Annotated in this window: 12 protein-coding genes; 10 read left to right on the top strand and 2 right to left on the bottom strand. The window is 31.0% G+C overall.

Annotated features, from left to right (window positions below):
* The first annotated feature begins 66 nt into the window (after positions 1-66).
* Positions 67-684 (top strand): DEAD/DEAH box helicase, encoded by a 618-nt coding sequence (locus BXQ17_RS03380; protein WP_077809286.1) that lies wholly within the window; start codon positions 67-69, stop codon positions 682-684.
* On the opposite strand, the gene BXQ17_RS03385 is transcribed toward BXQ17_RS03380, so the two are convergent.
* Positions 681-2,768, bottom strand: coding sequence for an NAD(P)/FAD-dependent oxidoreductase (locus tag BXQ17_RS03385; protein WP_077809287.1), 2,088 nt, complete (start codon positions 2,766-2,768; stop codon positions 681-683). The two genes, BXQ17_RS03380 and BXQ17_RS03385, sit on opposite strands and share 4 nt — an antisense overlap.
* A gap of 191 nt (positions 2,769-2,959) precedes the next feature.
* Between BXQ17_RS03385 and BXQ17_RS03390 the strand changes: the two genes are divergently transcribed.
* The 9 genes from BXQ17_RS03390 to BXQ17_RS03430 all read left to right on the top strand — a co-directional run bounded on the left by BXQ17_RS03390 (position 2,960) and on the right by BXQ17_RS03430 (position 12,237).
* Positions 2,960-3,544, top strand: a complete 585-nt coding sequence (locus BXQ17_RS03390; protein ID WP_077809288.1) for a TetR/AcrR family transcriptional regulator — start codon at positions 2,960-2,962, stop codon at positions 3,542-3,544.
* Between the two features lie 25 nt (positions 3,545-3,569).
* Positions 3,570-4,202, top strand: coding sequence for a nitroreductase family protein (locus BXQ17_RS03395; protein WP_077809289.1), 633 nt, complete (start codon positions 3,570-3,572; stop codon positions 4,200-4,202).
* 40 nt (positions 4,203-4,242) lie between these two features.
* Complete coding sequence (locus tag BXQ17_RS03400; protein ID WP_077809290.1) at positions 4,243-5,403, top strand: iron-containing alcohol dehydrogenase; 1,161 nt, start codon at positions 4,243-4,245, stop codon at positions 5,401-5,403.
* Between the two features lies 1 nt (position 5,404).
* The gene (locus BXQ17_RS03405) at positions 5,405-6,211 is read left to right on the top strand and encodes a type 1 glutamine amidotransferase domain-containing protein (RefSeq protein WP_172830888.1); all 807 of its coding nucleotides are present in this window, start codon (positions 5,405-5,407) and stop codon (positions 6,209-6,211) included.
* A 97-nt stretch (positions 6,212-6,308) separates the two neighbouring features.
* Positions 6,309-7,217: an EamA family transporter gene (locus tag BXQ17_RS03410; protein ID WP_077809291.1), complete on the top strand. Its 909-nt coding sequence runs from the start codon at positions 6,309-6,311 to the stop codon at positions 7,215-7,217.
* A gap of 76 nt (positions 7,218-7,293) precedes the next feature.
* Complete coding sequence (locus BXQ17_RS03415) at positions 7,294-7,863, top strand: Crp/Fnr family transcriptional regulator (protein ID WP_077809292.1); 570 nt, start codon at positions 7,294-7,296, stop codon at positions 7,861-7,863.
* Between the two features lie 65 nt (positions 7,864-7,928).
* Positions 7,929-8,669 carry an acyl-CoA desaturase gene (locus tag BXQ17_RS03420; protein WP_077809293.1) on the top strand — a complete coding sequence of 247 codons (741 nt, stop codon included), beginning with the start codon at positions 7,929-7,931 and terminating at the stop codon, positions 8,667-8,669.
* A 183-nt stretch (positions 8,670-8,852) separates the two neighbouring features.
* Positions 8,853-10,478 (top strand): M14 family metallopeptidase, encoded by a 1,626-nt coding sequence (locus BXQ17_RS03425; protein ID WP_077809294.1) that lies wholly within the window; start codon positions 8,853-8,855, stop codon positions 10,476-10,478.
* 16 nt (positions 10,479-10,494) lie between these two features.
* The gene (locus BXQ17_RS03430; protein WP_077809295.1) at positions 10,495-12,237 is read left to right on the top strand and encodes a M14 family metallopeptidase; all 1,743 of its coding nucleotides are present in this window, start codon (positions 10,495-10,497) and stop codon (positions 12,235-12,237) included.
* Between the two features lie 74 nt (positions 12,238-12,311).
* Here the strand turns inward: BXQ17_RS03430 and BXQ17_RS03435 are convergent, their stop codons facing one another.
* Positions 12,312-13,850: an SDR family NAD(P)-dependent oxidoreductase gene (locus tag BXQ17_RS03435; protein ID WP_077809296.1), complete on the bottom strand. Its 1,539-nt coding sequence runs from the start codon at positions 13,848-13,850 to the stop codon at positions 12,312-12,314.
* Positions 13,851-13,858 lie beyond the last annotated feature (8 nt).

Genomic DNA, 13,858 nt, shown 5'->3' on the forward strand with positions numbered 1-13,858 from the left:
GCAAACATGAATTAAATTGTATATTTGCCCTTACTTTATATAACTGTATTCTAAATAGTATTTTAAATGGAAAAGCCTTTTAAAAAATTACACAATCACTTAAAAGAAAAATTAACTTCTTTCGAAATTTCTGTACCAACAGAATTTCAAAAAGTAGCAATTCCTGCCATTAAAAGTGGTGCAAATTTATATTGTACAGCTTCAGAAAACAGTGGTAAATCAACAACATTAATACTTACAACTTTACATAAATTAAAGTGTGAAGAAGAAGGTGATGCACCAAGAGCTATTGTTTTAGTAGAAGACAACGAAAAAGCACAAGAACTGTACAATGCTTTTTTATTATACACAAGACATACAAGCTTAAGAGTTTATTTTGGTGATGAAAAAGAACATATAGACCTTTTAAAATCTGAAATTTTTGAAGGAATAGACATTCTTATTTCAACACCTAAAATTGTAAATAAATTATTATTACTAGAAGGATTAAACACAACACAAGTAAAAATTTTAAGTGTTGATGATGCTTCTTTTTTATCTCAAAAATCTCCATACACAGATATAATTTCTATTACACAAAGCATTCATAAATGTCAGTTTGTAATTTATGCTGAAAAATTAGATGCTACATTAAAACGTTTTGAAGCTAATTTTATGGAGTATTCTAAAAAAATATCTGTTTAAACCAATTGTTTGCTCATTTTGGTTAAGGCCACATCGGGTGCTGATAAAGTTCCCCATGTAGTTTCCATTTGTTTAATTTTATCGTGCGCACCAGCTTGTTTTAAAATGCTTAACACGGCGTTGTATGCAGAATCTAAAGCACCAACAATCCAACCATGGTGAACAGAACAACATTCTCCTGCAAAATGTAAAGAACCATTAAATTCTGGTGTTAATAAGGTTGGATATAAACTTTTAAATTGGCCCGGTTTAAAAAGAGCAAAGGCACCACCATTGGCATGATTATCCCAAAACCAAGTTTTGGTTGTTTCCTCTGGTTTATAACCTGCAAAATGTTCGTAAATATCTACTTCTGGATATAAATATTGAATTCCTTTTAAACATTCGTTTACTCTTTCTTCATCAGAAAGGGCACCTATTCTTTCGGCATCTTGTGCCCAACAATAAATTTGTAAAACACCACCTTCTGCATCATAGCCATAAGATGGGTATACAATTTGTCTATTCGATTTGTCTGACACTGCAACGCCCAAACCTTTATCTTGTCTTTCGCCTAAAGTTGCCCAAAATTGTTTTTTAAATGTAATAAAAGCTTTAAAAGACGGCATATAATTACATTCTCTAATAGCTCTTGCTTTTGAAAAAGATAAATTATCAAAGAAATTTTCTTTTAAATCTCCGTTTAAATACGCTCCGTTTGGCAATGTTGTAATTACATACGGATACTGTTTTTCTTTAGTTTTACCATGATTTCTAATGGTCATTTTAACTCCGCCATGACCTTCGTATAAGTTTTCATCATAATTAATATGAGTAACTCTGTGTTCTAAATGTACACGTTCTTTCTTTTTAGATTTTGAACCTTGTACTGGTGCAGAAGCATCTGCAGCCGGAACTGTTTTTGGTGGTGCTGCTGCTATTGTTAAATTATCTGGAGAGTACCCAACTTTACCATTTAAACCCGGTTTCATACCAATTAATTCTTGTGCTCTTTGTCCGTCTTCTGTTAAAATACCTTTCTCTAAATTTAAAACAGTTTTACAAGCATCAGGAAAATGTTGCATTCCTTTATCCATCGTAATCATATAAATATTTTGATCTGTGGCATCGTACGAATTTTTGCTACCATCCCAATCATAACTTGCCAAAATAATTTCTACAAAAGATACAGAATACATGCCCGTACCAACATTTAAGGTTTCTAAATAACTGGCAATATTGTAAGGTAAATGAGCTGTTTTTTCTCCCATTGCAGGATTGTAGTATTCACCTAAATCGCCAAGTGTAAAAACATTAGTTAGATACGCCCACATAGAAAAATTGTCAAATTTCATTAACTTTTTAAATCCTTTTGAAAAAGATTGATTAATTGCCGTGATAAAAGGTTCATTCACTTTATCTAAAATTTTATTAATTGGTAAAAAAGATTCTGAACCTAACGTTGTTTTAGTTACCCAAACCATTGGGATATCTCCGCCTTTATCTACACCAAAATTTAAAGCATTGAGATTAGAATCTTCTGCTACAATTGGTTTTTTCATGTTGTTATAACGCAATCTTTGTACCGGAGAATTGTAATAGAATTTTCTCCAAATTAACATGGTATCTTCTAAATCGTTTCTTTTTAGAACTGCATTTACAGACAAAGCAAGTTGTTGTACTGGTAGCATATCATTAGAAAACTGTGGAATTCTCATACCACCTACTTCACCATACAAACCTGCTTTGTTTGTATCTTTTGCATCATACTTTGTAGAATACCAAGTATCTATTCTACCACCTACTCTTTCTGAACTTTCAAATATTTCAAACTCTATATTTAAAGACTGTAGTATCAATCCGGAATATAAACCTGCAAAACCGCCACCAATAATTCCTACTATTGGTTTGTCTGCTTTCTCAGAATTTATGTGTTCGTTAAAATGGTTCGCTTTGGGTCTACTTCTATGTTTTTCTACTATACTTTGATAATCTTTACCATAGTTTTCTATCAAAAATTCTGAAAAAGCATTTCTAACAGAATTTTTTCTTTTGTTATCAATATCGATAGATTTTGCATTGGGTCTAAAAGGTAAATAGCTCATAATTATTAATTAAAGTTTTAGTGATACAAACTTATTTATTATCCAATTTTTGCATTAGCGTATAAATACCCGTTTATAAAATCGGTTATTAGGGTTTAGTTATCAGTTTATTAAGTATTATGTTAAGTTTTGTTAAAAAAAAAGAATGAACATTCATTTTTTTACTATATTTACATCGTAATTAGAAAACAATGGTAAAACTTCAGAAAAGCATAGATAAAAGAAACGCGTTAATAAAAGCCACAATTGAGTTGGTTAACAATAACGGTTTTCATGCAACACCTATGAGTAAAATAGCTAAAATGGCTAAGGTTTCTCCTGCAACGATCTACTTATATTTCGAGAATAAACAAGACTTGGTAAATAAAACGTACATAGAAGTGAAAGCAAAATATACAGATTACGCTTTCGAAAATTACCATGCAGATATGCCTGTAGAAGAAGGATTTAAATTGATATGGCACAGAATTGCAGAGTTTAAATTAAAAGAATGTGAAAATGCAATGTTTTTAGCACAATGCGACAACACACCAATGATTGATGAGCCAAGTAGAATTGAAGGAATTAAACATTTACAGCCCCTACTCGACTTATGGACTAGAGGAAAAGAACAAAATTTAATCAAACCAATGTCAGATTATTTATTGTATGCGTATGCAATAAATCCGTTATCATTTTTAATGATTTCTCAAAAAAGAGGTTCGTTCACTTTAAATGAAACGCATTTAGATGACGCCTACGAATCGGCATGGAACAGTATAAAAGTGATCAAATAAACAAATAGATATAAATTAAAATAACATGGAATTATTAGATAAATTAAATTGGAGATACGCCGCTAAAGCAATGAACGGTGAAAAAGTATCTGAAGATAAAATAGAGCGAATTTTAGAAGCTTCTAGATTAGCAGCAACATCAAGTGGTTTACAGCCTTTTGAAATTATTGTTGTAAAAAATCAAGAAATTAAAGAAAAAATTAGACCAATTGCTTGGAATCAATCTGTAATTACAGACTGTTCTCACCTTTTAGTTTTTGCTGCTTGGGACACGTATACAGAAGAAAGAATTAACTATATGTTCGATTTAACTAACGAAATTCGTGGTTTTAAAAACGAAGGATGGGAAAATTACAGACAAATGTTATTAAGTTCTTATCCGCAAAAAGATGCAGACGAAAACTTTAATCATGCTGCAAAACAAGCATACATTGCTTTTGCACACGCAATTATTGCTGCTGCTTATGAAGGCGTAGACGCAACACCTTTAGAAGGTTTTGACCCTGCTGCAGTAGATGAAATCTTAAACCTAAATGAAAAAGGTTTAAAAAGTGCAGTTTTATTGCCTTTAGGTTATAGAAAAGAAGATGAAGATTGGTTGGTAAACTTAGTTAAAGTTAGAAAGCCAATGAAAGATTTAGTAACTGTTATAGAGTAGTAATTTATCATTACGAAGTATCAACCCAAAAAAAAGAAAAATGAATAATTTCGATTTTAAAAATCCTACCAAAATTATTTTTGGTAAAGACACAATAAAAAATATCAAAGAAGAAATTCCTGCGGATGCAAAAGTATTAATGCTATACGGAGGTGGAAGTATTAAGAAAAACGGAATCTATGAACAAGTAAAAACTGCTTTAGCGGATGTTGATGTTACTGAGTTTGGAGGTATTCCTGCAAATCCGGAATATGCAAAGCTAATGGATGCCTTAAAAGTTATTAAAGATGAAAATATTACATATTTATTAGCTGTTGGTGGTGGTTCTGTAATAGATGGAACAAAATTTTTATCTGCAGCAGCAGTTTATGATGGCAAAACACCTTGGGATATTTTAACTAAAAATATTAGAACAGAAAAAGGAATGCCTTTTGGAACTGTTTTAACTTTACCAGCAACGGGTTCTGAAATGAATTCTGGAGCTGTAATTACTAGAGAAGAAACTAAAGAAAAATTAGCCATGGGTGGTCCTGGTTTATTTCCTGTTTTTTCGATTTTAGATCCTCAAGTAATAACTTCTATTCCTAAACGTCAATTAGTTAATGGTTTAACAGATGCATTTACACATGTTTTAGAACAATATATGACATACCCTGTTGGTGCATTATTGCAAGATAGATTTGCAGAAAGTATTTTACAGACACTGATAGAAATTGCTCCTAAGGTATTAGAAGATCCTACAGATTACAAAGCAGCTTCTAATTTTATGTGGAGTTGTACAATGGCTTTAAATGGTTTAATTCAAAAAGGTGTGCCAACAGATTGGGCAGTTCATGCAATTGGACATGAGCTTACAGCTTTATTTGGTATAGATCATGCACGTACGTTAGCAGTTATTGCACCTAGCCATTACAAGTTTAACTTTGAAGATAAAAAAGAAAAGTTAGCACAATATGCAGAAAGAATTTGGGGAATTACCGAAGGTAGTACAGATGATAAAGCATACGAAGCGATTACTAAAACAGAAGCATTTTTTAATAATTTAGGTATTGATACAAAACTATCTGATTATACAAAAGAGTATGAAGGTACTGCAGAAAAAATTGCGCAACGTTTTACAGATCGTGGTTGGACAGGTTTAGGAGAACATCAAACATTATCTCCAGAAAAAGTTGAAAAAATTGTAAAAATGGCTTATTAATATGAAATTACTAAAAACTATTGCCATCGCGTTAACTATTGTTACGGCATCAAGTTGTAAAGATAAAATATCAAAAAAAACTTCAGAAAATGATTCTGAAACATCAATAAAAACTAAAATAAATAAAAATATGAACGTATTATTTGTACTTACATCTCACGACAAATTAGGAGATACAGGAAAAAAAACAGGATTTTGGGTAGAAGAATTTGCAAACCCATATTATACATTATTAGATAAAGGTGCTAACATTACAATTGCAACACCAAACGGAGGAGCTGCACCAATAGATCCAAGTAGTGATGCACCAGATGCTGCTACAGAAGACACAGATAGATTTAACAAAGATGAAGAAGCAAAAGCTAAAATAGCGAACACTAAAAAGTTGTCTGATATGAATGCAGATGATTTTGATGCAGTATTTTATCCTGGTGGTCACGGACCATTATGGGATTTAGCAAATGATGCAACTTCAATTGCTTTGATAGAGAAGTTTAATTCTCAAGAGAAGCCTGTAGCATTTGTATGCCACGCTCCTGCTGCTTTAAAAAGCGTAAAAGGAACAGACGGAGAACCTCTTGTTAAAGGTAAAAAAGTAACTGGTTTTACAAATACTGAAGAAGATGCTGTTGGATTAACTTCTGTGGTACCATTTTTAGTTGAAGATATGCTTAGTGCAAATGGCGGAATCTATTCTAAAAAAGAAGATTGGGCTGCTTATGCAATTCAAGACGGTAATTTAATTACAGGTCAAAACCCAGCTTCTTCTGAGTTAGTAGCAGAAAAATTATTAGAAAGTTTAAAATAATTTAAACAGAAATAAATTATAAAGGTTGCCGTTTAACGGCAACCTTTTTTTATGCAATTATTTTCAATAAAATAGTTCAAAAAACTATCTTCGCGCCATGTGGATGTATTTAGGTTTATTGGCTGCACTTTTTTTAGGATTACATAATTTATGTAAAAAACATGCAGTACAAGGTAATGAGGTTTTTCCGGTATTATTTGGTACAATAGCTTCTGGTTTTTTAGTGCTTTTACCTTTTTATTTTCTATCAATCTTTTACCCCGATTACACAAAAGAAATTGGTTTTTACATCACTTCAATTCCGCTAAAAACTCATGGATTCATTTTTATAAAATCGATGATTATGGCCGCTTCATGGGTATTGGCATATCAAGCGTTAAAATTTTTACCAATAACAATTGTTGCACCTATTAGATCTGCAGGACCTTTTTTTACTTTTATTGGCGCTATTATAATTTATAATGAACAACCTACTTTTTTACAATGGATTGGCTTTTTTTTAATTATATTTTCTGTAATTCTTTATTCTAGAGTTGGTAAAAAAGAAGGAATTATTTTTAAAAAGAACAAATGGATATTTGCTATTATTGGTGCTACTTTTTTAGGCGCTTCGAGTGGTTTATATGACAAGTTTTTAATTCAGAGTTTGTTATTGAATCCGCAGACATTGCAATTCTGGTTTTGTTTTTACACGGTGTTCATTTTGTTGATAATTTTAGCGGTAACTTGGTTTCCGTATTCCGAAAAAAGAAAGGCGTTTAAATTTAGATACACTATTATTGGTGTTGGTATATTATTACAAGCTGCAGATTATTTTTATTTTAAAGCCTTACAAGATCCAGAAGCTTTGATAATGCTTTTATCAGCAATTAAAAGAAGTCAGTTAATTATTGCGGTAGTTATTGGAGGCATTTTATTCAAAGAAAAAAATAAACGTAAAAAACTAGTGCCTTTAGCGGGAATTATGATTGGTGTTTTCTTGATATTATATGCCGCAGGAATTTAAAAATTTATACCTCCTACTCTATTAAGATTAATGCTAAGAAGCTTATCTTTGTATTTAATTTTAAGTATTTAAAAAAGTGGATCAAATAAAGGAATACATCAATCAAATTGCAGACATTTCTGATAAAGATTGGAACTTCTTTACCTCTAAATTACAGCGAAGAGTAATCCAGAAGAAAACCACTTTTTTAAAAATCAACGAAATAGAAAATCATATTTCTTTTATAGAATCTGGTGTTGTTAGGTTATTTATTCCCAAAGAAAATCCAGAAAAAGAAATTACATTTGGTTTTAGTTTTAAAAATCAGTTTGTAAGTGCTTACGATTCTTTTTTAACACAAAGACCTTCTTTATATCAATTACAAACGCTTACAAAAACTACAATCTTAAGCATTACGTATAAAGATTTACAAGAAGTTTATAAAACTACACAAATTGGTAATTTAATTGGTAGGTTAACAGCAGAAAGACTTTTTTTAATAAAATCTAAAAGAGAACAAAATTTACTAAACTTAACAGCAGAAGAACGTTATTTACAGCTTTTTAAAGAAAGACCAGAGTTGTTAAAAGTAATACCATTAAAATATATTAGTTCTTACATTGGTGTAACAGCGCAAGCCCTAAGTAGAATAAGAAAAAGAGTATAATTTTTTATTGATTTGGGTTCATTGTTTTGCTTTTGATATCAATCTATCTTTGCAAAAAAACATTAATGATTATAGTTTTATTTGTAGTAATTCTTTGGTACGGAGGCTTATTTTTTCAATCTTTCTTTTTACATCGATACGCTGCACATCAGGTTTTTACAATGTCTAAAACCATGGAGCGAGTTACGTTTGTTTTAACTTGGTTTTTTCAAGGTTCTAGTTATTTAAGCGCTTATGGTTATGGTATAATGCATCGAATGCATCATGCATATACAGACACAGAAAAAGATCCGCACTCACCGTCTTACGATTCTAATTTATTTGCAATGATGTGGAAAACTAAAACAATTTATCAGCAAATAAATCAACAAAAAATACCAGTAGATAGTAAGTTTACCAAGAACGTACCACAATGGAAAAGCTTTGATAGCTTTGCAAGTTCTCGTTTTTCTAGATTACTTTGGATTGCTTTTTACATCTTATTTTTTGCTTATTTTACAACTGCGTTATGGCAATGGTTTTTATTACCAATTGCACTTTTAATGGCACCAATTCACGGAGTTATTATCAATTGGTTTGGTCATATTTATGGTTACGTAAATTATAAAATGACAAATACGAGTAAAAATCTATTTCCTTTTGATTTTCTAATGATGGGAGAAGGATATCATAACAATCATCATAAACATGCTAGTAGTGCAAATTTTGGTGTAAAGTGGCACGAAATTGATGTAACATATCAAATTATTAAAGTACTAGATTTTTTAGGATTAATAAAGTTAAAACCTATTTCAATCCAAAAATAATACTTCTTTACAAAATCAATAAAAGTTGTAATTCTTTAAAGAATTACAACTTTTTAGTTTAAAAATGTTAAAATCTGTTAAACAATCCTTAATATTTAGTTGAAAAAGACACTTAAGAATGCATTATATATAGAAAACTATATATTTAAACATAATTATTCAAATTAACCAAACTTAACTATTATGTTTAATAAAAAACGAGCATCTCTCTTTTTGATAGGGATGACTATTTGTTTTACTACGTTACAAATTTCGGCACAATCCGATTATCGTAATTACAGTAAACTTACTCAAAAAATCAAATCACTTCAAAAATCGAATGCTGCCAATGCTAAATTAGAAGCATTAACCACTACAATTGGTGGGCATAAGATTTGGGCATTAACATTATCTAAAGGCAATGCAGAAAATAAACCAGCAATTGCAATTGTTAGTGGTGTAGATGGTTCTCATATTTTAGGACCAGAAATGGCTGTTAATATTGCAGATAATATTTTAAAAAATCATGCAAATGTTTTAGAAAAAACTACTTTTTATATTTTTCCGAACATGAGTCCGAATGCTACAGAAAACTATTTTTCGTCTTTAAAACATTATAAAAATGGTAATGCTAAAAAGACAGATGATGATAGAGATGGTGCTGTAAATGAAGATTCTTTTGATGATTTAAATAATGATGGTTTGATAACCATGATGCGTGTAAAAGATATTACAGGCGCTTATACAACATTAAAAGAAGATGACAGAGTTCTTGTAAAAGCAGATATTAATAAAGGCGAAAAAGGAACTTATAAATTGTTAAGTGAAGGAATTGATAATGATAAAGATGGTGCTTTTAATGAAGATGGTAAAGGCGGAATTTTATTCAACAAAAATTTTAGCTATAATTATCAATATTTTACACCTGGTGCCGGAGAACATCCTGTTTCTGAAAAAGAAAATAGAGATTTACTTTCTTTTTTATACGATCGATGGAATATTTTTGCCATTGTAACATTAGGGCCAGAAAACAATTTATCTACACCTTTAAAGTATAGTGCTTCTGGTGCCAAAAAACGAGTTGTAACTAGTGTTTTAAAAGAAGACGCAGCTTTAAATAAGTTTTTATCAGATAAGTATAACAAAATTATTAAAGCTAAAAATGCTCCTAGTTCTAAAGGCAAAGGAGGTGATTTTTTCCAATGGTCTTATTTTCATTTTGGTAAACTAGCATTGTCAACTCCGGGTTGGTGGGTGCCTCAAGTAAAAGATTCTGCTAAAAAAGCATCAAAAAATAAAGTAGTGAATTACTTAAGATGGGCAGAAAAAGAAAATATTAAAAATGCATTTGTAGATTGGACAACGGTTTCTCATCCAGATTTTCCTAATAAAAAAGTAGAAGTTGGTGGTATTGCTCCTTATAAAATGATAAATCCACCATATAAATTAGTGGCAGATATTAGTAAGAAGCATACAGATTTTATTATAGAATTGGCAAAAATTCAACCTAATATTACACTTCAAAATTTAACATCAGAAGCTGTAGGAAACGGAATTACAAGAATTACTGTAGACGTGCACAATAGCGGTTTATTACCAACACATACAGAAATGGGTAAAAGATCTAGATGGTTAAGAAAAATTAAAGTCGCCATAGGTTTAAAAAAGAATCAAGAAATTATTAGCGGAAAAGAAATTACATTATTAAATAGTATAGATGGTGACAGTTCTGTACAATTTTCTTGGTTAATAAAAGGGAATGGTAGTGTAACATTAGAAGCAGGAACATCGCATACAGGTGTAGATTCTGTAACAATAAAATTGAAATAAATAAAAATTAGAAAAGATGAAATTCAATAGAAATATATTAAAATCATTGTTGCTATTATTTTTATTTCCTTTAGCAATTGGTGCACAAAATAGTTCAGAAGTTTTTAGAGCTGCGGGTTCACCTCATAATCCAAAAGTTCAAATTTCTTTTAATAGATATTATACATCAGAAGGTTTAGCTGCATTAAGTAAAAAAATTGCTGATGCGCATCCTAATTTAGTAAAAAGGCAATCAATTGGTAAATCTGCTTTAGGTAAAGATATTTGGATGTTAGCAATTACAAATTACAAAGAAGGAAAAGCAGATAGAAAACCGGGTTTTTATTTAGACGGAAACATCCATTCAAATGAAATTCAAGGAGGAGAAATAAGTATTTACACAGCTTGGTATTTAACAGAAAATTTTAATGAGAACGAGTACATAACAAATATGTTAAACGATCGTATATTTTACATTGTACCAACTATAAATCCTGATGCAAGAAACGACTTTATGAAAGAAGCAAATACCGGAAGTAGCCCAAGATCTGGTATGATTCCTTTGGATGATGATAGAGACGGTAAGTTTGATGAGGATGGTTATGATGATATTGATGGTGATGGTTCTATTACTAGAATGAGAAGAAAAAGTGATGATGGTAATTATATTGTAGATCCTTTAGATCCTAGAAAAATGATTGCAATTGGGCCAGATGATGTAGTTACAACTCAGCGATATGAATACCTTGGTAATGAAGGAATTGATAATGATGGTGATGGAAGAATAAATGAAGATACACATGGTTATTACGATCCAAATAGAGATTGGGGTTGGAAATGGCAACCAGATTATATTCAGCGTGGTGCTTACAAGCATCCTTTTTCGTTACCAGAAACAAGAGCCGTTGCAGATTTTGTTTTAGCGCATCCTAATATTGCTGGTGCACAAAGTTTTCATAACTCTGGCGGAATGATTTTAAGAGGTCCTGGTGCACAAGAAGATTTGGCAACATACAATAGAGAAGACATCAGAATTTATGATGCTATTGGTAAAAAAGGAGAAAAAATGTTACCTGGTTATCGTTATTTAACTGTGTATAAAGACTTATACTCGGTATTTGGTGGCGAATTAGATTGGTTTTATGGTAGTAGAGGGATTTACACATTTACAAATGAAATTTTTACTTCTTTTGCGTACTATAAAAAACAAGGAAGAGACAGAAATCAAACGTATGATTTTGATAAAGAGCTGTTAATGGGAGATGCTTTTACACCATGGAAAGAGTTTGATCATCCAACATACGGAAAAATAGAAGTTGGTGGCTTTAAAAAGAATTTTGGAAGAGCAACACCTGGTTTTATGTTAGAAGAAGAAGCACATAGAAATATGGCATTTACATTTTATCACGCACAACATATGCCTAATTTATCAATTTCTAATATATCTGAAAAGAAAATGAGTGGTGGTTTAAAAGAAATTACAGCTACAATTAAAAATGATAGATTAATGCCAACGCATGCTAGTCAAGATTTAAAATACAATATTACAAGACCAGATTATATATCAATTTCTGGTGTAAAAGTAATTGCAGGTATGATTGTTTCTAACGAAGATTTTAACGTTAACAAAGAACAAAAGGTAAATCCGGCTAAATTAAGAGTAAGAAATATACCTGGTAACGGCGTTGTTAAAGTACGATGGATTGTAAAAGGAAATTCTAAATTTACAATTACGGTAGACAGTGCAAAAGGAGGTTTACTAAGTAAATCAAATAAGTAAAGTTTATTTCTTTAAATTTAAAAAGCCCATCTTTTAAGATGGGCTTTTTTATGTTTAATATCTAAAAAAATGTTTTACCAATCGATAGGAAAATAATCTTTTAAGAACTTACCACACCAATGCTTTCCTGTATTTATTCCGTCAATTAACGGATCCATAACTCTTGCAGCACCATCAACAATGTCTAGTGGTGGTTGAAAATCGTGAATTTCTGTTTTCTTTTTTGATAATTCTGCCGGATCTTCATCTGTAACCCAACCTGTATCTACAGCGTTCATATAAATACCAGATTTAGCAAATGTAGATGCAGAAGTGTGTGTTAACATGTTTAATGCGGCTTTAGCCATATTTGTATGAGGATGTCTATCTTCTTTTTTAAATCGATGGAACTTCCCTTCCATTGCCGTAACATTAATAATATGTTTTTTACCCGTATTTTCTTTCATCATTAAAGATGATAAACGGTTACATAAAACAAAAGGAGCTACAGCATTTACCAACTGTACTTCTACCATTTCGGTTGTTTCAATCTCACCCAATCTTAAACGCCAACTATTGGTTTTTCTTAAATCTACTTGTTGTAAATCTGCATCTAATTTTCCTTCAGGAAAAACTTCTGCTGCTTGTAAAGAATTATCAAAACTATATGGTATTTGAGATAATTCTGCAGAATTACGCAAACCAATTCCTGGTTCTGGACCATGCCATGTTACGGGTAAAACGTTATTTTTACTCGTTTTGTTTGTAGAAACACTTAAACTAGACAATTCCTCTAAACAAGCTTCATGATCTTTTAGCAGCGTTTGTGCTAATTTAGGTAATTGATCTACCGGCTTTTTTTCATTTTCCATTAAATGATAATAAAAACCAGAAGGTCTTCTTACGGTTTGAGCCGCGTTGTTGATTAAAATATCTAAACGATCGTATTTTTGTTCTATATAGTTACAAAAGATTTCTACACTCGGTATATGTCTTAAATCTAGACCATGAATATGTAAACGATGGCTCCAATCTTTATAATCTTCTTCTTTAGAAAAACGAATTGCAGAATCTGCAGGAAATCTAGTAGTTGCAACAACTGTTGCACCAGATCTTAATAACATTAAGGTTATATGATATCCAATTTTTAAACGAGAACCTGTAATTACAGCAACTTGGTCTTTTAAATCTGCAGTTTGAAAACGTTTAGCATAGTTTAAATCGCCACATTCGGTGCACATTGTGTCGTAAAAGTGATGCAATTTAGTATACACTGTTTTACATACGTAACAGTTTCTTGGAGACTCTAATTCTGGTGTGTCTTTTTCTATTTGAGCTGCACTTAATAATTTAGGAGCAACAAATAATGTAGCTTCTCTAGCAGACCTTATTCCGGTAGATTTTCTAGCATGTTTATCACTTTCAATTTTTTTACGTTTAGCAGCTTTTTTTGCATCTTTTCGTCTTCGCTGAAACTCGTCTCTATTTGGTCTAGACAATTCACCAGCAACCTTAAAAAGAGCAATTCTTTGTGCTTCTGGTAATTCGAAAAGTTGATTTGTATCTTTTAATAAATTCTGAATAGTTTCTATACAAACAGCAACTTCTTTATTCTCTTTGATTTCTTTGCCCATAAAATACT

The sequence above is a fragment of the Polaribacter sp. BM10 genome, from assembly GCF_002005425.1.
GTDB classification, from domain to species: Bacteria; Bacteroidota; Bacteroidia; order Flavobacteriales; family Flavobacteriaceae; genus Polaribacter; species Polaribacter marinaquae.